Below are 20,596 nucleotides of genomic sequence, written 5' to 3' on the forward strand. Positions count from 1 at the left end.
CTCCCGACCCGTCCCCGTCCCGTCCCCGTTCCGATTCCGATCACCTCTCGACCGGCCCCCGACCGGCTTCCGACCGGGCGGCCCCGCACGGGATCCCGCTCGGCCGGGGGTGGCGAATCCGGCGGGGCGGCCGGTTCCGGTTGTGCTGCCGGGGCGGGGCGGCAGCTCGCCGGTGAGCGGTCCGCAGCCGGTGGGGGCCGCCGTAATGTGGGCCTCCGGGGGTCGGCCAGGACCCTCCGGAGAGGAGTCATCACAGCGATGACGTCACGAGCTGAGAGCAACGCGCCGCGCCCGGCCGCCAGGGGTGCCGGGACCGGGGGGACCGCGGCGAGGAACACCGGAGCCACCGCGGCCGGAGCGGGCGGGACGAGAGCGGCACCCGGCACCAGGGGGACGGCGTCGGTCGCGGGCGGCCAGCCGGCGAAGAGCCGGCCGGTGGCGAAGGGCCCGGCGCTGAAGAGCGGACCGGCGGCCAGGAACGGGTCCGCGCCGAAGAAGGGCGGGCCGGCGGCGAAGAACGGGCCGGCCGGGGCGCGGAAGAAGGCGGCGGACGGCGGCCGGGGCGCGGGGAACGCCCCGGCGGTCGCCCGCCGCCGCAACGACGCCCAGGCCAGCCGGGCCTCGCTGGTGAAGGCGGCCGCCGAACTGTTCGACGCGCGCGGCTACGAGGGCGCCACGATCCGGGAGATCGGCGACCGGGCCGGCGTCGACACCGCGCTGATCGCCCGCTACTTCGGCGGCAAGGAGGGCCTCTACCTGGCCGCCCTCGCCCAGGACCCCGGGCCGGTCGCGGCCGGCGGCGACCCGGACAGCGTGGTGAGCGGGCTGCTGGCCGGCGCCGAGCAGCGTCCGCACCGGCCGATGACGCTCGCCATGGTCAGCCCCACGTTGACCGACTCGCTGCGCGAGCAGGTGCGGCCGCTGATCGAGAGCAGGCTGACCGTGCCGCTGACCGACTGGCTGCGCAGGGCCGGGGCGCCCGATCCGGAGCTGCGCGCCCAGCTGCTGGTCGGAGTGGCCGTCGGCATCTCGCTGACCCGGGCCGGCGGCACGCTGCCCGCGCTGAGCGCCGCCGGGCCGGAGGAGATCCGGGCGCTGCTGGACCCGCTGATCGACGAGGTGCGGCGGCCCGGCGGGCGGAGCTGAACCGGAGTGCCGGACGCGCCCGGCGCGAGCCGGGCGCGAGGGGGACTGTATGGCGGCCTGGCAGCGTGGGCGGCGGACACCGCGTCCGTTCGGGACGACGCACCGGTCAGGGTTCGCGGGCCTTTCGGGAAGTGCCGGGAAAGGACACCCTTACCCACGTAGCATGATCCGGGGCCGGGGCACCGAGCGGCCACGGTCCGCACGTGAGTCGCGCCTCACAGGAGGTTCACCAGTGACCAGCCAGGTCGACAGCCCAGCCGGGCCGGCAGCGCTCGGCGAGCAGCGGGTGCCGGGCAAGGAGATCAAACGCCTGGACCGGGTCGTGATCCGGTTCGCGGGGGACTCCGGCGACGGCATGCAGCTCACCGGCGACCGCTTCACCTCGGAGACGGCGTCGTTCGGCAACGACCTGTCGACGCTGCCGAACTTCCCCGCCGAGATCCGCGCCCCCGCAGGCACCCTGCCCGGTGTCTCGTCGTTCCAGCTGCACTTCGCCGACCACGACATCCTCACCCCGGGTGACGAGCCGGACGTGCTGGTCGCGATGAACCCGGCGGCGCTGAAGGCCAACGTGGGCGACCTGCCGCGCGGCGCGGAGATCATCGTCAACACCGACGAGTTCACCAAGCGCGCGCTGGCCAAGGTCGGCTACGCCGCCGACCCGCTGGGCGACGACTCGCTGGCCGCCTACCGGGTCCACCCGGTGCCGCTGACCACGCTGACCGTGGAGGCGCTCAAGGAGTTCGGGCTGAGCCGCAAGGAGTCGGAGCGCTCGAAGAACATGTTCGCGCTCGGCCTGCTGTCGTGGATGTACCACCGGCCGACCGGCGGCACCGAGAGCTTCCTGCGGACGAAGTTCGCCAAGAACCCGAAGGTCGCCGAGGCCAACGTGGCGGCCTTCCACGCCGGCTGGAACTTCGGCGAGACCACCGAGGACTTCGCGGTCGCCTACGAGATCGCACCCGCCACGGCCGCGTTCCCGCCCGGCACCTACCGCAACATCTCCGGCAACCTGGCGCTGTCCTACGGGCTGATCGCGGCCGGCGTGCAGGCGAAGCTGCCGCTCTACCTCGGCTCGTACCCGATCACGCCGGCCTCCGACATCCTGCACGAGCTGAGCCGGCACAAGAACTTCGACGTGCGCACCTTCCAGGCGGAGGACGAGATCGCCGGCATCGGCGCGGCGCTCGGCGCGGCGTTCGGCGGCGCGCTGGCCGTCACCACCACCTCCGGTCCCGGGGTGGCGCTGAAGTCGGAGACCATCGGGCTGGCGGTGTCGCAGGAGCTGCCGCTGCTGATCGTCGACATCCAGCGCGGCGGCCCGTCGACCGGCCTGCCCACCAAGACCGAGCAGGCCGACCTGCTCCAGGCGATGTACGGCCGCAACGGCGAGGCGCCGGTGCCGATCGTGGCGCCGGCCACCCCGGGCGACTGCTTCACCGCCGCGCTGGAGGCGGCCCGGATCGCGCTGACCTACCGCACCCCGGTCTTCCTGCTGTCCGACGGCTACCTGGCCAACGGCTCCGAGCCGTGGCGGGTCCCCGAGGCGGCCGAACTGCCGGACCTCACCGTGGAGTTCGCGACCGCCCCGAACCACGAGGCGGCCGACGGCACCGCGGAGTTCTGGCCGTACCTGCGCGACCCGCACACCCTGGCCCGCCCGTGGGCGGTGCCCGGCACCCCGGGTCTCGAACACCGCATCGGCGGCATCGAGAAGCAGGACGGCACCGGCAACATCTCCTACGACCCGGCCAACCACGACCTGATGGTCCGCACCCGGCAGGCCAAGATCGACGGCATCGCGGTGCCGGACCTGGAGGTCGACGACCCGGACGGCGCGGCCCGCACCCTGGTCGTCGGCTGGGGGTCGACCTACGGGCCGATCACCGCCGCGGTCCGCCGGGTGCGCAAGGGCGGGCACCGGGTGGCCCAGGCGCACCTGCGCAACCTCAACCCGTTCCCGGCCAACCTGGAACACGTACTGAAGTCGTACGACAAGGTCATCGTCCCGGAGATGAACCTCGGACAGCTGGCCCACCTGCTGCGCGCCAAGTACCTGGTGGACGCGCGGTCGTACAACCAGGTCACCGGACTGCCGTTCAAGGCCGAGCAGTTGGCCGACGTCATCGTGGCCATCACCGCCGAGGCGACCGAGGAGAACGCCGATGTCTGAGACCACCGCGCTGCCCGCGTCCCTGTCGGCGCTGTCCCTGGTGCCGAAGTCCGCCACCCGGCAGACCGCCAAGGACTTCAAGTCCGACCAGGAGGTGCGCTGGTGCCCCGGCTGCGGTGACTACGCGATCCTCGCCGCCGTTCAGGGCTTCCTGCCGGAACTCGGGCTCGCCCGGGAGAACGTCGTGTGGATCTCCGGGATCGGCTGCTCCAGCCGCTTCCCGTACTACATGAACACCTACGGCATGCACTCCATCCACGGCCGCGCCCCGGCCATCGCCACCGGGCTGGCCACCTCGCGCCGCGACCTGTCGGTGTGGGTCGTCACCGGCGACGGCGACGCGCTGTCCATCGGCGGCAACCACCTGATCCACGCGCTGCGCCGCAACGTCAATCTGAAGATCCTGCTGTTCAACAACCGGATCTACGGCCTGACCAAGGGCCAGTACTCGCCCACCTCCGAGGTCGGCAAGATCACCAAGTCCACCCCGATGGGCTCGCTGGACGCGCCGTTCAACCCGCTGTCGCTGGCGATCGGCGCCGAGGCGACGTTCGTGGCCCGCACCCTCGACTCGGACCGCAAGCACCTCACCTCGGTGCTGCGGCAGGCGGCCGCCCACCCCGGCACCGCGCTGGTGGAGATCTACCAGAACTGCAACATCTTCAACGACGGCGCCTTCGACGCCCTCAAGGACCGCGACTCCGCCCAGGAGGCGCTGATCCCGCTGGAGCACGGCAGGCCGATCCGCTTCGGCGCGGACGGCGGCCGGGGCGTGCTGCGCGACCCGGCCACCGGTGAGCTGCGGGTCGTGGACGTCACGCCGGACAACGAGGCCGCGCTGCTGGTGCACGACGCGCACGCCGCGTCGCCGGCCACCGCGTTCGCGCTGTCGCGGATCGCCGACCCCGACACGCTGCACCACACGCCGATCGGTGTGCTGCGCGACGTCGAGCGGCCGGTGTACGACACGCAGATGTCGCAGCAGCTGGACACCGCCGTCGAGCAGCACGGCCGCGGCGACCTGTCGTCGTTGCTGGCCGGCAACGACACCTGGACGGTGGTCGGCTGACCGCCGCCGCCCGCGGGGGCCTCGACTCCCGCGGGCGGCCCGGTCGTTCGGCCGCCGACAGCCGCTGACGGCCACTGACGGCCACTGACGGCCGACGACAGCCCGCGGCGCGGTCAGTGGCCGGAGCGGGCGGGCAGCTTGGCCAGGAAGGTGCGGGCGGCGGACTGCCCGGCGCGGAACAGCTTCTGGTGGTCGGCCTGCGACAGGTGGAAGTCGAGCGAGTCGATGCCGGTGGTGTCCACGAAGATGGTGCGCTGGTTGACGCCCTCGCCGTCCAGCGCGTAGTGGTTCCAGTCGGCCATCAGCGTGCGCAGCGCGCTGAACGCCAGCCCCGGCGCGGTGCGTACCGGATGGTCGTCGTCGGTGGCCGGCAGCCCCGACAGCTTGACCCCCCAGGTGGGCCAGCGCGACGGGCGGCCGTCGGTGCGGTCGAAGACGGTGATGGGGAAGTTCGACAGCAGTCCCCCGTCGACCCAGGTGACGGTGCCGGACCCGGTCGGCAGCTGCACCGGCTTGAAGAAGAACGGGAACGACATCGACGCCCGGACGGCGTCCGCCACCCGCTGCTTGCCGCCCTCGTGGCCGTACTGCGGGTAGTCCCACGGCAGCCGCACCAGGGCGCGCCGGGAGATGTCGGAGGTGTGCACCACCAGCGCGTAGTTCTGCTGCGGCGGCAGCGAGGTGTTCGGGTCGTCGAGCCGCAGGTCGTCGAAGGTGCGCACCCCGACGCCCTCCAGGATCGGCACCAGCCACTCGTAGAGGTAGCCGCCGTCGTGGGCCCCCTCGTGCAGCAGGATCTCCACGCCCTCGCCGACCTTGCCCGTCAGCCGTTCCAGTACCGGGCCGTCGTCCTCGAACCGGGCGTAGTCACAGGTGGCGACGACGTCGACCAGCTCGCGCAGGTCGCGTCCCGCCTTCTGGTAGGCGGTCACCAGCGCGGCGACGATGGCGCCCGCGCTGGTGCCGGCTATCCGCTCGAACCGGTAGCCGGCGTCCCACAGGGCCAGTACCGCGCCCAGCAGGCCGAAGCCCTTGACGCCGCCGCCCTCCAGCACCAGGTCGACGCTCTCGCGCCGCTCGGTCGTCCCGCTGTCACCCGTCATCGGTTCACATCCGTCATGCGTTCCTGTCCCCGCTTCCGTTCCGCCACGCCACGTCGGTTGTCTGACGGGGATGTTCCCTGGAGGTGGGGGGAGTTACTCCCCGGGGCCCGATCGGGTGACCCCCGGCGCCGCCGCGCACGGCTCACGGGTCCCGGGGCCGTATTCCTGGCACATGGCCCCCACCGAGTTCACCGTTCCGCCCGACCGGCCGGCGTACCGCCTCAAGCGGCTGCTGCTCGGCCCGCCGCTGATCAGCGAACGGCTGCGCGACCAGACGCTGTCCAACCCGATGGCGCTCGGCGTGCTCGCCTCCGACTGCATCTCCTCGACCGCGTACGGCAGTGAGGAGATCCTGCGCATCCTGGTGCCGGTCATCGGGATCGCCTCGTTCTCGCTGCTGATGCCGCTGACCGCGGTGATCATCCTGGTGCTGGTGCTGCTGACCCTGTCGTACCGCGACGTGGTCAGCGTGTACACGCGGGCGGGCGGCAGTTACGTGGTGGCGCGGGAGAACTTCGGGCCGAACGTCGCGCAGATCGCGGCCGTGGCGCTGCTCATCGACTACATCGTGACGGTGGCCGTGCAGACCGCGGCCGGCACCGACGCGCTCATCTCGCTGGCGCACCTGCTGGGCAACGGGTTCACCGGCATCGACCACCTCAAGGTGCCGCTCAGCGTCGCCGTGGTGATCGTCTTGATGTACGGCAATCTGCGCGGGCTGCGCGAGGCGGGCAAGTTGTTCGCCGCGCCGGCCTACCTGTTCATGCTGGCCGTCGGCGCGATGCTGGTGGTCGGCCTGGTGCGGATGCTGATCGACGGCCACCTGCCGCACGCCGACCTGCGCGCGGCCGGCGCCCTGCCGCTGGGCCACCCCGGCAGCGGACTGCTGTACGGCGCCACGCTGTTCATCACCCTGCGGGCGTTCGCCAACGGCGGCTCGTCGCTGACCGGACTGGAGGCGATCTCCAACGGGGTGTCCGCCTTCCGGCCGCCGCAGGGGGTCAACGCCCGCCGCACGCTGGTGGCGATGAGCTGCGTGCTGGGCGTGATGGTCCTCGGCGTGTCCGCGCTCGCGCACTACACCCACGCCGTCCCCTACACCGACGGCAACCCGACGGTCATCGCGCAGGAGGCCGACCTGCTGTTCGGCAGCGGGCGGTTCGGCACCGTGGCGCTGGTCTACGTGCAGCTGGCGACCGCGCTCATCCTCTACACCGGTGCCAACACCCCGTTCACCGGCTTCCCGTTCCTGGCCAGCTTCGTCGCCGAGGACAGCTTCCTGCCCCGGCAGCTGACCCGGCGCGGCCACCGGCTGGCGTTCTCCAACGGCATCCTGGTGCTGACCGCGCTGGCCCTGGCGCTGCTGCTGGTCACCCGCGGCAACGTCGACCGGCTGGTGTCGCTGTACGCGATCGGGGTGTTCACCGGGTTCACCATGGCGGGTGCCGGGCTGACCGCGTACCACTGGCGGCGCCGGGAGGCCGGGCGGACCTGGCGTCTCGCGGTCAATATCGCGGCGGCGGTGGTCTCCGCGCTGGTCGTGCTGATCTTCGCGTTCACCAAGTTCACCGAGGGTGCCTGGCTGGTGGTCGTGCTCTTCCCGCTCGGGGTGTGGGCGCTGATCCGGGTCAACCGCCGCTACCGCGCGGAGGCCGCCGCCATGGAGGACCTGCCCACCGCGGTCGCCGACCGTTCACCGTGGGGCCGGCACGTGGTCTTCGTACTGGTCGACAACATGGACCTGGCCACCTTGAAGGCACTGCGGTACGCGCACCGGCTGGGCCCGGACGAGATCCGCGCGGTGCACTTCATGGTCGACGAGGCGCACACCCGGCGGCTGATGACCGCCTGGGAGGAGTCCCGGGGCACCACGGTGCCGCTGGAGGTGGTCGCGTGCCCCGACCGCAGACTGCGCCGCGCGGTGGCCGAACTCGCGCTGCGCACCACCGCCGGCGGCCGCACCGCGCTGACCCTGCTGCTGCCCCGCCGCACCTACACCCCGGTCATCGGGCGGGTCCTGCACCGCGGCACCGGTGAACGTTTCGCCCGCGCGCTGGAGAGCCTGCCGGACGTCGCGGTCACCATCCTGCCGTTCGACGTCGAACGCGCGGTGGAGCGGCTGCGGGAACGGGCATGACGCAGGGGACGGCCGACCGGCGGCCGGACGGCGGAGGTGGCGGTGGACGGGCAGCGGCGCGCGGGAGTGCTGTGCGGGGTGGCCGCATACGTGTTGTGGGGCCTGGTCCCGCTGTTCTGGCCGCTGCTGCGCCCGGCGTCGGCGACGGAGATCCTGGCGCACCGGATGGTGTGGTCGCTGGCGGTGGTGGGCGGCGCGCTGCTGGTCAAACGGCGCTGGGGCTGGCTGCGGGAGCTGGCGCACCAGCCGCGGCGGGCCGGCCTGGTGGCGCTGGCGGCCACGCTGGTCTCGGTGAACTGGGGCTTCTACATCTGGGGCGTCAACTCCGGCCGGGTGGTGGAGAGCGCGCTGGGCTACTTCATCAATCCGCTGGTCACCATATGCTTCGGCGTCCTGGTCCTGCGCGAGCGGCTGCGGACCGCGCAGTGGGTGGCGGTCGGCGTGGGCGTGCTGGCGGTCGCGGTGCTGACGGCGGGTTACGGGCGGCTGCCGTGGCTGGCGCTGGTGCTGGCCTTCTCGTTCGGCGGGTACGGGCTGGTGAAGAAGAAGATCGGGCTGGGCGGCCTGGAGTCGCTGGGCGCCGAGACGGCCGTGCTGTTCCTGCCGGCGCTGGTCTACCTGGTCGTCCTCGGCATGGACGGCCGGAGCACGTTCACCGGCCACGGCGCCGGGCACCCGCTGCTGCTGGCCGCGGCCGGCCTGGTCACCGCGGTCCCGCTGGTCTTCTTCGGCGCCGCGGCCGTCCGCGTGCCGCTGACCACGCTCGGCCTGCTGCAATACCTCGCGCCGGTCCTGCAGTTCCTCTGCGGCCTGCTCTACTTCCACGAGACCATGCCGCCGGAACGCTGGGCCGGCTTCGCCCTGGTCTGGCTGGCGCTGGCCCTCCTGACGTGGGACGCGCTGCGCACGGCACGGGCGGGCCGCTCCGGGGTGCGGGCTTCCGGCGGGGTGGTGGCCGGCGGGGTGGTGGCCGGCGGTGCCGTGCTTCCGGGGGACGGTGCCGGGGCTGACGGTGCCGTGCTTCAAGGTGCGGGTGCGGGGGCTGGCGGTGCCGTGGCTGACGGCGGGGTGATTGACGCCGGTGCCGTGGCTGGCGGTGCCGTGGCTGCCCCCGTGGTGCGGGACGGTTCGGTTGACGAGGACGGCGGTCATAAGGTGAACCGTTGATCGTGACGGCCGGCCGGTTCCGGGGCCGGGGAGCGGAGGGGCCGTGAACGGGAACCCGTACCAGACGCCGCCACCGCCGGACGGGCGGCCGCCGGCCTGGACGCCGCTGGACGAGTACCTGTGGCACACCTGCGAGATCCTGGCGGACCTGGCGGAGGGCCGGCTGGATCAGCGCCCGCTGGTGCCGACCACCGCGCGGCTGGCGGCGGGCGACCACGCGCTGGCGGTCGGTCCGGCGCAGCGGTTCACCTGGCGGGCGCTGAGCGACGGCGGTTACCCGCAGAGCACCATGATCGCGTTCGGCTCACCGCTGTTCGTGGCCGGCAGCATGGCGGGGGCGGCGATCGGCAATGCGTCGCGCCGCCGGCAGGCGGAGCTGGCCGCGCAGCCGCGCTGGGTACCGGACGGCATGGCGGAGCTGACGATCACCCGGCGGGCCGCATACCACGGCCTGCCGTCCTCGCCGCTGGGCCTTCAGTGGGACGGGCTGATCTCGATCGACCTGGCCGGTCCCGACCTGTTCGTCGTCGGGTTCGCCGGCCGGAGCGGGCGGACGTACCTGGTGCAGTTGCAGACGCCGTGGGCGTCCATGATGTTCGCGCTGGCGGCGCTGACCGCCTTCCCGACGCATCCCCGGCTGCTGGGCGGCACCTGGCTCCCGCCGGACTTCGAGCACCGGTGCGCGCTGCTGGGGCGCCCGTGCCGGCCGGCGGCGCGGATGCTGCCCGGCACGCGCCTCGGCTACTGACCGCGGCCGGGGTCCGTCGCCGGGCCGCCGGGGCCGGCCGACGGGCCCGGGCCGGGGTGGCCGGGATCGCGGGGGGCGTCGGCGGACGCCTCCTCGAAGAGCGCGACGACGCGCGGCCGGGCGGCGTCCGTCCAGTCGGCCACCGCCGCGCCGAGCTGCGGGTCGTAGCCCTCCAGGCCGGTCTCGCGCTCGACGATGCGGGCCAGCGGGTACAGCCGCCGTTCCACCAGGTCGGCGGCGGCGGAACCGCGCGCCGCGTACGGCACGGTGATGCCCGCGGTGTCGGCGTACACCGACAGCTGGATGCCGGTGGCCTCGTGGTCCAGGCAGAACGCGGCGCGGACGTCGTCCACCGAGACCTCGCCGAGCAGGGCGCGGGCGTGCGGCACGATCCGCTGCCAGGCGGCCCGCAGTTCCTCGCCGGCCCGGCCGCCGGCCACGTCGGACAGGACCGGGTCGCGTTCCTCCTCGTGGTCGAGCGCGTCGTCCCAGGACTGGCCCGGCTCGCGCCGCAGGAACTCGATCTCGTAGCTCATCTCATGATCGTATTGCGCTGATCCGCCGGTTCCGGCGTGGGCCCGGGGGCGAGTTCCGGACGTTGCCACGGGTGGCCGGAACGGGACACCGCAGCGGTGCGGAGAGCCTTCCGGACGGTTCCCGGAACGGTTCTCCGGACGGTGTCCCGAACGGTTGTCCGGGCGGTTGTCCAAGCGGTTGCCCGGCGGTTGCCCGGGCGGTTCGGGCGGCGCCGCGGGCCTGGTGGCGGGACGTTCCGCGGGGTCGCCCGCCGCCCGGCCCACGCCCGGCGGGACGCCGCGCTTCCGCGGGGCGCCGGATGGGTAGTGCGTCTGCGCCGAGCACGTTTCCCAGCGCGGGAGTCCCCCCATGAGCACACCCAGAACGGGCCTGATCCTCGACTTCGGCGGGGTGCTGACCACCGGCCTCGCGCCGTGCACGTTCGGCTTCGACCGCAGATCGGGGCTGGCCGAGGGCACGGTGCTGTCGGTGATCGGCGCGGACCCCGCAGGCCGGGCGGTCTACGAGCGGCTGGAGCGCGGCGAGGTCACCCAGCGGGAGTGGAACGAGGTCACCGCGGCGCTGCTCGGCGTCGAGCCGGACAACCTGCTGGGCCGGGTGCTGAGCGACCTGCGCCCGCAGCCGGAACTCATCGGGGCCGCCCAGCTGGCCCGCGCGGCCGGCGTGCGGGTCGGGATCTTCTCCAACAGCGTCGGCCCCGAGCCGTTCAACCCCTACGACGGCTACGACCTGCCCGCGCTGTGCGACACGATGCTGATCTCCGAGGAGCACGGGGCCCGCAAGCCGGAACCCGCGCTGTACGCGACGATGCTGGCGCGGATGCGACTGCCCGGCGACGCCTGCGTGTTCGTCGACGACACCGCGCAGAACCTGCCGCCGGCCCGGGAGTTGGGCATCGCGACCGTCCACCACACCGACCCGGCCGCCACCGTCGCCGCCCTGGAGGAGTTGCTGGGGATGCGCCTTCGGGGGTGAACGGCGGCGCGCGTCAGCCCCTGCCGCCGAGTTCGGCGGCGAACGCGCGGACCGTGCGGCGGCGCACGGTGTAGAACGCGGCCCACGAACCGTCGACGAAGTGCACCCGGAAGCGGGCCATCAGTTGCAGGCGCGGGCGGCGTTCGATCCGCGCGGCCCAGGAGCGCGGCACCTCCCAGACCGGGCTGCCCTCCTTGACGGTGACCAGGCCGAGGCGCTGGTCGGTGACCCGCATGACCAGGGCGCTGCCGCCGGTCGCGGGCATCTGGCCGGCGATGCTGTTCCAGCCCCCCGTGCTCGACCCGATGTCCATGATCTCCCGGCGCACGCCCGCCGTCAGCGGCCGCATACCGGGGGCGTGCACGGTGAACGCGCCCTTGGCGCCCTTGGCCACGACCACCACCTCGTGGACCAGCAGCCGTTCACCGGCGGTCAGCCCGGTCAGGGCGGACCGCTCCTTCAACGAGCGTGCCTGCGGCGGGCGTTGACCTCCGCAGGCGGTACGGGACTGCTGACCGGCGGAAGCGGTACGGGGCCGGCCACCGGCGCACGCGGCGCCGGGGGCCAGGGGTGCGCCGGGGGCCGGGACGGGGGACGGCACGGGAAAGGCACCGGGGGGCGGTAGGGGCAACTCCGCGAACGGCTCGGGTGGTGGCCCGAACTCCCGTGCGTGCGGCGGCGTTTGGGCGTAGGACTGACTCACCCGTGGGACCTCCCCGTTGACGCGATGGCCCACGATGCTAGCGGCACCGCCGGTCGGGAACCGGGCAGCCGCCGGTCGGCAACGGGCCTGCCACCGTCCGGCGCCGGGCCGTTCCGCCGCCTGCCGCGCAACGTTCGGGACGCCCCCGCGCTGAGCTCGCGGAGGCGCCCGACGTACCGTCAACCCTGCATAGCTCAGGTGTTGTTGGCGAGGTTCACCAGGCCCGACTGGGCGCCGTTGAACTTGTCCTGGTCACCGGGGAAGGTGCCGGAGTCCGCGAACTGCCAGAAGGTGTAGAAGCCCCAGCCGGCCGGCAGCGTGCCCACGCTCGACGCGTAACGCGCGATGAACAGCGGGTCGTTGGAGGAGAACGCCGAGCTGTTGCCGGTGCAGGTGGTCCACCAGTCGGTGGTCGAGTAGATGGTGGGCCAGCGGGTCGTCTTGGCGTGCACCTCGTTCACGAAGGACTTGATCCAGCTGACCATGGACGCCTGGCTCAGGCCGTAGCACTCCGACGACGAGCCGTACTCGATGTCCAGCATGGGCGGCAGGGTCTTGCCGTCCTTGGACCAGCCACCGCCGTGCGCGACGAAGTAGTCGGCCTGCGCGGCACCGGTGGAGGTGTCCGGGGTGGCGAAGTGGTACGACCCGCGGATGAAGCCGGCGTTGTACGAACCGGTGTAGTTCGCGGAGAAGTCGGGGTCCTGGAAGTCGGTGCCCTCGGTCGCCTTCATGTAGACGAACCGGGCGCCGTTGCTGTACGCGCTCGACCAGTTGATCGCACCCTGGTAGTGGCTGACGTCCATACCGGGGGTCTGCGTGGCGGCGGCGGACGGCGACAGGGTGCTGGGGGCGAGGTCGCCACCCTCGTGCGCCGCGACGGACGAGCCGAGCCAGTCCATGTTGTCGTTGTGCGCGGTGGCCGCGTGGGTGACGGGCGCCGCGGCGTCGGCCGACCCCGGAACGGTGAGCACCAGACCCACGAGGCCGGCGGCGGCACCGGCGACCGCGATCGAGCGGCGAATGGCGGATCTCCGGCGGGAGCTGCTTCCGACAACCTTCATTCGGTGCCTCCAAGGGCGAGGGGGGTGGTTCCTTGGTGTGGCCATGACAGGCGTGAATGTACGCGCGTAGAACAGCGGGATGGAAGGGTGTTCTGCGGGTTGCAGTGGTCCAGTCCACCGAAGAACTGGAGGAGCTGCGAGGAGTCCGGCCCGCCGGGTGAATCTTTCCGCACCGAAAACCGCCTCTGACATGCGCGGCCCCAACTTCCGTGCGCCTGAACCCTGTTGATCGCCGACCGCGGAAGCTGCCGCTGACCGCCCGGCAGAATCTGCCGGGCGCACTGCCGGTTCCCTGCCGGTCGACCGTCCCCCCGGACCGCTCCGCCGCACGCCGCACCACGTCAACGACCTCTCCGGCCGTTCCGGGTCCGCCCGCCGTCTCGTCACACCCGGCCCAACGATCCGATCATCGGAAAGAAACTGCCCAACGGGCGGGAACTCTGCCGTGCGGGGGCGTGGATTCCGTCGGGGGGCTCTCGCCCTCGACGGAGGGCTTGCGCCGGGGTCGGGACTTCCGCGGGGGTCGGGGCTTGCACGGGGGTCGGGGCTTCCGCGGGGGTCGGGGCTTCCGCCGGGAAACCGGCGGCGCCGGGCGGGGTGGGGTGGATAGCGTGACGCGGTCAGGTGTCGGGCCTGGCGCGGGCGGCCGGTGACGCGGGAAGGGCGACGGTGGACGGAGACGTGGGAGCAGGAACGGGAACGGTGGACGGAGACACGGGGGCCGTGGGCGCGGCAACGTCAGCACCGCGGGAACGGGAACGTCAGCACCGCGGAAACGTCGACGCCACGGCGACGTCAACACCACGGCGACGTCAGCACGGCGGAAGCCTCACTGCTCGGCGGCACGGTTGCGCCACAGCCACACCGTGCCGCCGAGCGGCAGCAGCGTGAGGGCGATGTTGGCGAGCACCCACAGCCACGTCCGGCCGTGGCCGCTGCCGGCGTTGATCCACAGCACGCTCACCACGGCCGGCAGGATCGCCGTCACCAGCACGCCGGTCCATTTCTGGGTGCGGGTCCAGGCGGCGCACCGGCACAGCGTGATGACCGCGGCGATCCGCACCAGCAGGGCCATGAACGCCAGGTGGCTCTGGCTGGGGGCGGACGGCACGAACAGGCCCGCGACCGCGCCGAAGACCCAGCAGATCAGCAGCAGGATCACCGGCGTCAGCGGCTTCACACCGCGCCGGCGGGGCGGTGCGGCGACCCCGGCGGGCGCGACGGCGGTGCCGTCCTCCGCCAGGGCGGTCGCGGCGATGGCGCGGGGATCGCCCAGCTCACGGAGGATCCCGTCGACGTCGTCGGGGCGCTCGGCCAGCGCCACCTCGATGTGCTCCGCGAGGTCGGCGACGAGTTCCTGGCGGTACGGCGCGGGAAGCGCGGACGCCTCGCGTTCGACCGCCTTCAGGTAGTCCTGCACGCGCGCGGCCGTGGCGGTGTCGGCGGTCTTCATGTCGCCCCTCCGTTTTCTACCGGCTGTGCCGCCGGTCGTTCTGCTGTCGGTCGTGTCGGGTGCGTGGGTCGTGTCGGCTGCGTGGGTCACGTCGGTCGCGTCGGTCGTATTGATGCCGGCGCCGTCGGTCGTGGCGCGGTCTGCTTTGCCGGTTCTCGCGTCACCGGTTCTCCCGCCGCCGTTTCACCCGGCGCCGGTTCTCCCGCCGCCGGCTCGCCCGGCGCCCGTTCCCCGGGCCGGGCCGGTGGCGCGAGGAACCGGTCGACGGTGTCCCGGAACCCGGGCCAGATCCGCGTGAACTCCGCGAGCGCCGCGTGCCCCGCCTCGGTGAGTTCGTAGTACCGGCGTGGCGGCCCGGTGGCCGACTCACGCCAGTCGGTGTCGACCAGCTCGTCGCGACGCAGCCGGGACAGCAGCGGGTACACCGTGCCCTGGCTGGCGGCGAGCGCCCCGGACTCCTCCAGCTCCCGCAGCAGTTCGACCCCGTAGCGCGGCTCGTCCCGCATCATCGCCAGCACGCAGTACTCCAGCACGCCCTTGCGCAGCTGACTCTCGGCTTTGCTCATCCCCGGCCGCTCGGGTTCCGGTCGGTTGGATCGCCTGGTTCCATGTCATGCAAGGTACCTTGCGGAATGTGCGGGCACAATCCCCGGGGGTGGCGGGGGCATCTCCATGCGGGGGCCGGCGCGGGGGCCTGGCGCGGCGGGGCGGCGGGCGGTGCGGCGGCGGCGGTACGGCGGCCGGACCGGCGGTGCGGTGTCCCCGTGCGGCGGTGGGCTGACCGGTGCTGCGGCCTCCCCGTGCGGCAGCCGGGCGGTACGGCGGCCGGACCGGCGGCGCGGTGTCCCCGTGCGGCGGTGGGCTGACCGGTGCTGCGGCCTCCCCGTGCGGCGGCCGGACGGCGGCGCGGCGTCCCGGTGCGCACGGTTGCCGGCGGGGTCGAACGCGGGGCGGCCGAACGGGGTGCACGGATCGGGGTGACGCAACGGGCTGAGCCGAACGGGCGATCCCAGCGGAACGGCGGGCGGCTTCGACCGGAACGGAGGTGGAAGGGAGCAGGTCAGCGCGGCCGGCGCCAACCGCGCGGCGACTCCGACCGGACCGGGGGTGGAAGACCGCCGGACATGCGTTTGCCCGGGACGCCGAGGCGTTCCGGGCAACGTTGGCGAGCGGCGGCGAGGACGATGAAGCCACCGGGGAGGCCGATGGTGGCCGGTGGATCGCGGCCGGCTCAGGGCGTCCCCGGGGAGTTCGCCGATTCGGCGGAGCGGCGGTACTCGGCGTTTATGCGTTGGGCCTCGTCGAGTTGGTCTTCGAGGATGATGATGCGGCAGGCGGCGTCGATGGGGGTGCCCTGGTCGACGAGCTGGCGGGCGCGGGCGGCGATGCGCAGTTGGTAGCGGGAGTAGCGGCGGTGCCCGCCCTCGGAGCGCAGCGGGGTGATGAGGCGGGCGGCGCCGATGGCGCGGAGGAAGCCCTGGGTGGTGCCGAGCATTTCGGCGGCCCGGCCCATGGTGTAGGCGGGGTAGTCGTCGTCGTCGATGCGGTTGAACGATTCGCCTGCTGTCATCTCACCTCATGTGTGGACGCGCGTGGAGGGGCCCTGGTGCCACATGGCACCAGGGCCCCGAAGGAACTGCTACACCATCTGCCGGCCATATCCCTGCGCCGGCCTTCTGTATCCGCACACCCGTCTGGGGGAGAAGGGGAAATGCGGGGATCGCGGTTGCTCGACCGGAGACCACCTCACTCACGATGTCCTGCGGTACCCGGGCCCAACACGTTCGCCCGGGCGATCCTGATGGCGCCCAACCCCTCCGTTCTTCCCTCTGGATCAACTGCTTGCGTACTGCTGATACTGCGCGCGTCACCACTCGTACTGCTGGTGACGCCTACCTGCTCGTACTGCGTACTGCTGGTGATGCGTACCGCTGGTGACCTGGGTGAGCGTCACCCTTTCGGCAGCCAGCCCCGTCGCCCGTCCTACGTCTGCTCTGGCTTGGAACCCCACTGCCGAACCTCCCGGCACGCGCGTCCGCAGCCGACGCCTTTACCGAGGAACCACTGAACCGCACTGCTGATACTGCGTTACTGCCTACTGCTGGTACTGCGTTACCACTGGTGGCGGCCCCTGATCACCGCGGGCTGCCCGGTGCGGTCGTCAGTCCCGTCGCCGTCCTGCGACTGCTCTGGCTTCGAAACTCCACCACCGCACCGCCGTGCGTACTGCTTGTACTGCTGCCCGGCAGTTCGTGTCTGCCGGGCCTTGCTGATCTCGGCTACGAGAGAAACCATAGCCACGCCGCAGCCCAATGTCTACCGTGACCGACATAGATTTCTGCGTGTTCACCAACGAGCTAATCTGGCCTCCCGCTGGATTGAGGAGTCGTCGGGCGGGGGACAACGGCCCGGTAGGCAGAACAGGGCAGTGACGAGTCACAGACTTGGGGGAACCTGATGGACACGATGTGCTTCGACGCCACGACCATCCGCTCCGCGACCGCCGTCGCAGAAGCGCGCGAGACCACCCGGGCCTTCCTCGCAAACCTCGGCCGACCCGCCGTCGACCCCGAGGTGGCCGACACGGTCGTCCTGGTCGTCTCCGAACTCGTCACCAACGCCCTGCGACACGGCGGCGGCACCTACACGCTGCGCCTGACCGCCCACCCCGAACTCATCGACGTGGCCGTCGACGACCCCAGCCCGCTGCCCCCGCGCCGGCGCACCCCCGACCTCAACGACGGCACCGGGGGCTTCGGCTGGGGCATGATCAACCAACTCGCCCACTCCACCCACGTCACCCCCAACCCCACCGGCGGCAAGACCGTCAGCGCCCTCATCCCCCGCTGACGGCTCCCCCGCTGACGGCGCGTTTCCTGGCGCCGCCCCACCGCGGTCGGCGGTCTCGATGCCGTGCCACACGATGCCGTCGGGACCCGGCCCCGGAAGTCGTCAACTCCCGCAGCCATCAGGCAGGTTCAACGTCCCCCGGCGTACCCCGGAAGCGCCGAAGCGCCGATGCCCCGAAGCGCCGAAGCGCCGAAGCGCCGAAGGACGTCACCCCCGTGGCCCGCCCCGCACCAAACGAGGTCAGCGGTTCTTCAGCACCCAAGCCGCGAACGACTCGACCGCGTCGACCACCGTCTCGAAGCGGTACGAGGGGAACAGGTCGAAGGCGTGCTGTCCGCCCGGGAGTTCGGCGTGGACGACGGGGCTGGTGGAGACGGCGCGCAGGGTGGCGGCGAAGTGGCGGGCGCCCGCGGCGGGCACGACGGAGTCCCGGTCGCCGTGGACGATCAGGAACGGCGGCGCGTCCGACCGCACATGGGCCGCCGGGGAGGTATCCGCGCCCTGGCCGTCATAGGGGCCGAGGTACGCGTTCAGGCAGACGGCCGCGGTGACCGAGGTGTCGGCGTCCTCGAAGCCCGGCTGGAAGGCGGGGTCGTTCGGGGTCAGCGCGGCGAAGGCCGCCAGGTGCCCGCCGGCCGAACTGCCCGCGACGAACACGACCGCCGGATCGGCGCCGTACTCCGGGCCGTGCTCGCGGACCCAGGCGATCACTTTCTTGAGGTCGACGAGGTGATCGGGGTGCCGCGCGGCGGGCTGGAGGCGGTAGTCGGCGCTCACGCACACCCAGCCCCGGGCGGCGAGCCGGTGGAGCAGGGAGAGCGACTGGGTGTTCTTGCGGCCGCCGCGGAACCGCCCGCCGTGCAGGTGGATCAGCACCGGGCCGCCCGCCGGACGGGAGCGGTGGTGGTAGACGTCGAGCAGGTTTCTGCGGCCGGCGTCGCCGTAGCTCAGGTTCGCCACCCGCACCACGCCGTGGCGTCGCCGGAGCAGCGGTACGAGCAGGAACCGGGCGAGCCTGCGGCCGTCGACCCGCCCGACCGGTCCGGCGCCGACCGCCGCCCGCCGGCCCTGGCCCAGCCCCTCGGCCAGGGCCCGTTCGACCACCGGGCCGGCCTGCGAGCCGCGCCGGGCGACGACCACGAGACCGACGACCGTCAGGGCGGCCAGTCCGACCGCCGCCCAGGCGCCCGGCGTGGCGATGTTCCCCTGGGCGAACGCCAGCAGTGTCCAGCCGATGAGCCAGTAACAGCCGATGACCGGCACCTCGTTGAGCAGCAGGCCGAGGCGGAAGCCCAGCGCGGAAAGCGCCCGTGACCTGCGCGGCGGCACCAGGGCGAACAGCGTTCCCAGCGCGACGACCGCCACGCTCAACAGATATCCGACTGGCACATGTCCCCCGATCCCCCGTCCGGCAGGCGTCGCCGACTCCGACGTGGCCGAAGCCGCTCAACGCCGCCGGACACCTTCGACGCCGCCGGACCCCGTTCGACCCCGTTCAACGCCACCCGACGTCGTCCAACGTCCGCCGTCATTATCGTGATGTATGAGCGGCCGACGCCTCCCCAGCCCCGATCCGCTCCCGTCCCCTTCCCGTTCCCGCCGCCGACGCCCCGCCAACCCCCCGCCGGAGCCGGATACCTCCCGGTGAAGCGGGACGCCTCCGGCGGAGCGGGATGCCTCCGGGCGGAGCGGGACGCCTCCGGAGGAGCGGGATGCCTCCGGGCGGAGCGGGACTCCCTCGGCGGAGCGGGACGCCTCCGGCGGAGCAACCCCGGCGGAATGGGACGCCCCCGGAGGAGCCTGATGCCCCGGCGGAGCGGGATGCCTCCGGGCGGAGCGGGACGCCCCCGGAGGAGCGGGATGCCTCCGGGCGGAGCGGGACGCCCCCGGAGGAGCCGGATGCCCCGGCGGAGCCGACCACCCCCGGTGAAGCAACCCCGGCGGAGCCGACCGCCCCCGCCGGAGCAGCCCCGCCGGAGCAACCCCGGCGGAGCCGACCGCCCCTGCGCGGTCGTACGACCTCAGCCGACCGCCGGTTTCCGGGGCCGTTCCGCCGTACCCCGGTCCCGGCGCCGGCGCGGGACCATCGTGGCGGCGGCATCCGCGTCGTGGACGGTGAGGGCGACCACCGCGCCGAGCACGGCGACCGCGGCGGCGGCGAGGAAGCCGTCGTGGAAGGCCGCGAGGTCGGCGGTGCGGTGGCCGGCCACCTCATGGGTGGGCCCGACGGCCGCCAGAACGGTACTGAGCAGGGCCACGCCGAGGGCACCGCCGAGCTGTTTGCCGGCGTTGAAGACCGACGACGCCCGCCCGGTACGCGCCGGGGCGATGGTGGCGAACGACGCGGCCTGCGCGGGGACGAACACGCACGACATGCCGACGCCGAAGCCCAGCATGATCAGACGCACCAGCCACAGGTCGGTGCCCGTGGTGACCCGGGCCATGAGGATCATCATGCCGGCCACGACCAGCAGGCCGCCGACCATGATCCGGCGGGGTCCGAACCGCGGATACAGCGCCCGCGTCACGATCTGGGACCCGGCCATGACGCCAAGCGCCTGCGGGAAGACGGTGAGGCCGGACCGCAGGGCGGACATGCCGAGGGCGTCCTGGAAGAACAGGGCGGCCAGGTAGAGCGCGCCGAGGAAGGAGACCGAGCCGAGCACGAAGACGCCGGTGGTGGCGCTGAACAGGCGGTCGCGGAAGAGGCTCAGGTCGATGAGCGGGTCGGACGTCCGCAGTTCGACGGCGATCATGGCCGCGAGCAGCACCGCGCCGGCGGCGAGGGCGGCGAGCACCGGGGCGCTGGACCAGCCGTCGATCGGCCCCTCGGACACGCCGAACATGGCGGAGCCCAGGCCGAGGCCGGAGAGCACGAAGCCGGGCACGTCGAGGCGGCCGGGGCGGGGCTGCGCGTGGTCGGTGAGGAACAGGGCGCCGAAGACGAAGGCGGCCGCGCCGATCGGCACGTTGACGAAGAACACCCAGCGCCACGACAGGTCGGTGGTGAACAGGCCGCCGAGGACCGGCCCGGAGGCGGGGGCGAGCGCGGTGGGGACGAGGAGGATGCTGGCGAGCCGCACCCGTTCGGCCGGGGGAAACACCCGGAACAGCATGGACATGCCGACGGGGGTCATCAGGCCGCCGCCCACCCCCTGAAGGACGCGGCACCCGACCAGTTCGCCCATGCCGGTGGACAGACCGCACAGCGCCGAGGCCACCGTGAACACGCCGATGGCGCCGAGCAGGGCCCGCCGGCCGCCGACGCGGTCCCCCAGCCAGCCGGAGATCGGGATGAAGACCGCCAGGCTGACGAGGAAGGCGATGGACACCAGGTCCACGCTGTCGGGCGGGGTGCGGAAGGTCCGGCCCAGGGTGGGCAGGGCCACGTTGACGATGGTCGTGTCCATGATGGCCATGAACATGGCGGCGACGTACACCACGGGCACGACCAGCTTCTGATTCCGTCGA

At 73.0% G+C, this 20,596-nt stretch carries 16 protein-coding genes and 1 pseudogene; 8 read left to right on the forward strand and 9 right to left on the reverse strand.

From position 1 onward, the window contains the following. The first annotated feature begins 435 nt into the window (after window positions 1-435). From POF43_RS29495 to POF43_RS29505, 3 genes are all read left to right on the forward strand, one after another. Window positions 436-1,146 (forward strand): TetR/AcrR family transcriptional regulator, encoded by a 711-nt coding sequence (locus POF43_RS29495; RefSeq protein WP_271314245.1) that lies wholly within the window; start codon window positions 436-438, stop codon window positions 1,144-1,146. 232 nt (window positions 1,147-1,378) lie between these two features. Further along, the gene (locus POF43_RS29500) at window positions 1,379-3,319 is read left to right on the forward strand and encodes a 2-oxoacid:acceptor oxidoreductase subunit alpha (RefSeq protein WP_271314244.1); all 1,941 of its coding nucleotides are present in this window, start codon (window positions 1,379-1,381) and stop codon (window positions 3,317-3,319) included. After that, complete coding sequence (locus POF43_RS29505) at window positions 3,312-4,388, forward strand: 2-oxoacid:ferredoxin oxidoreductase subunit beta (protein WP_271323710.1); 1,077 nt, start codon at window positions 3,312-3,314, stop codon at window positions 4,386-4,388. The genes POF43_RS29500 and POF43_RS29505 overlap by 8 nt, the downstream gene beginning before the upstream one ends. A gap of 113 nt (window positions 4,389-4,501) precedes the next feature. Here the strand turns inward: POF43_RS29505 and POF43_RS29510 are convergent, their stop codons facing one another. Then, on the reverse strand, window positions 4,502-5,491 hold the full coding sequence (locus POF43_RS29510) for a patatin-like phospholipase family protein (protein ID WP_271323709.1): 990 nt from the start codon (window positions 5,489-5,491) through the stop codon (window positions 4,502-4,504). Window positions 5,492-5,663: 172 nt separating this feature from the next. On the opposite strand from POF43_RS29510, the gene POF43_RS29515 reads away from it, so the two are divergent. From POF43_RS29515 to POF43_RS29525, 3 genes are read left to right on the forward strand one after another with little or no spacing between them, the layout of a single operon-like run. Beyond that, window positions 5,664-7,628 carry an APC family permease gene (locus POF43_RS29515; protein WP_271323708.1) on the forward strand — a complete coding sequence of 655 codons (1,965 nt, stop codon included), beginning with the start codon at window positions 5,664-5,666 and terminating at the stop codon, window positions 7,626-7,628. A 36-nt stretch (window positions 7,629-7,664) separates the two neighbouring features. Beyond that, entirely contained in the window at window positions 7,665-8,795 is a 1,131-nt protein-coding gene (gene rarD / locus POF43_RS29520) for an EamA family transporter RarD (RefSeq protein WP_271323707.1), read from the forward strand. Window positions 8,796-8,838: 43 nt separating this feature from the next. After that, on the forward strand, window positions 8,839-9,543 hold the full coding sequence (locus POF43_RS29525) for a hypothetical protein (protein ID WP_271323706.1): 705 nt from the start codon (window positions 8,839-8,841) through the stop codon (window positions 9,541-9,543). On the opposite strand, the gene POF43_RS29530 is transcribed toward POF43_RS29525, so the two are convergent. After that, window positions 9,537-10,079, reverse strand: coding sequence for a hypothetical protein (locus POF43_RS29530; protein ID WP_271318161.1), 543 nt, complete (start codon window positions 10,077-10,079; stop codon window positions 9,537-9,539). The genes POF43_RS29525 and POF43_RS29530 overlap by 7 nt on opposite strands. A 349-nt stretch (window positions 10,080-10,428) precedes the next feature. Here POF43_RS29530 and POF43_RS29535 point away from each other — a divergent pair, with 349 nt between their 5' ends. After that, window positions 10,429-11,055: an HAD-IA family hydrolase gene (locus POF43_RS29535; RefSeq protein ID WP_271323705.1), complete on the forward strand. Its 627-nt coding sequence runs from the start codon at window positions 10,429-10,431 to the stop codon at window positions 11,053-11,055. 13 nt (window positions 11,056-11,068) lie between these two features. Here the strand turns inward: POF43_RS29535 and POF43_RS29540 are convergent, their stop codons facing one another. From POF43_RS29540 to POF43_RS29560, 5 genes and pseudogenes are all read right to left on the reverse strand, one after another. Beyond that, on the reverse strand, window positions 11,069-11,518 hold the full coding sequence (locus tag POF43_RS29540) for a hypothetical protein (protein ID WP_282699126.1): 450 nt from the start codon (window positions 11,516-11,518) through the stop codon (window positions 11,069-11,071). A 434-nt stretch (window positions 11,519-11,952) separates the two neighbouring features. Continuing rightward, on the reverse strand, window positions 11,953-12,822 hold the full coding sequence (locus POF43_RS29545; protein ID WP_271325900.1) for a lysozyme: 870 nt from the start codon (window positions 12,820-12,822) through the stop codon (window positions 11,953-11,955). A gap of 829 nt (window positions 12,823-13,651) precedes the next feature. After that, a complete protein-coding gene (locus POF43_RS29550; RefSeq protein ID WP_271325922.1) occupies window positions 13,652-14,275 on the reverse strand; it encodes an HAAS signaling domain-containing protein in 624 nt (207 codons plus the stop codon). Window positions 14,276-14,517: 242 nt separating this feature from the next. After that, window positions 14,518-14,841, reverse strand: a pseudogene (locus POF43_RS29555) (PadR family transcriptional regulator); the annotation flags it as partial. 665 nt (window positions 14,842-15,506) lie between these two features. Further along, on the reverse strand, window positions 15,507-15,845 hold the full coding sequence (locus tag POF43_RS29560; protein WP_271318459.1) for a helix-turn-helix domain-containing protein: 339 nt from the start codon (window positions 15,843-15,845) through the stop codon (window positions 15,507-15,509). A gap of 887 nt (window positions 15,846-16,732) precedes the next feature. Between POF43_RS29560 and POF43_RS29565 the strand changes: the two genes are divergently transcribed. Beyond that, window positions 16,733-17,125: an ATP-binding protein gene (locus POF43_RS29565; protein ID WP_271325375.1), complete on the forward strand. Its 393-nt coding sequence runs from the start codon at window positions 16,733-16,735 to the stop codon at window positions 17,123-17,125. A 240-nt stretch (window positions 17,126-17,365) separates the two neighbouring features. Here the strand turns inward: POF43_RS29565 and POF43_RS29570 are convergent, their stop codons facing one another. Next, complete coding sequence (locus POF43_RS29570; RefSeq protein WP_271325376.1) at window positions 17,366-18,514, reverse strand: alpha/beta hydrolase; 1,149 nt, start codon at window positions 18,512-18,514, stop codon at window positions 17,366-17,368. A gap of 632 nt (window positions 18,515-19,146) precedes the next feature. After that, window positions 19,147-20,574, reverse strand: coding sequence for an MDR family MFS transporter (locus POF43_RS29575; protein ID WP_271322357.1), 1,428 nt, complete (start codon window positions 20,572-20,574; stop codon window positions 19,147-19,149). Window positions 20,575-20,596 lie beyond the last annotated feature (22 nt).

This window comes from Streptantibioticus silvisoli, assembly GCF_027947535.2.
GTDB lineage: Bacteria > Actinomycetota > Actinomycetes > Streptomycetales > Streptomycetaceae > Streptantibioticus_C > Streptantibioticus_C silvisoli.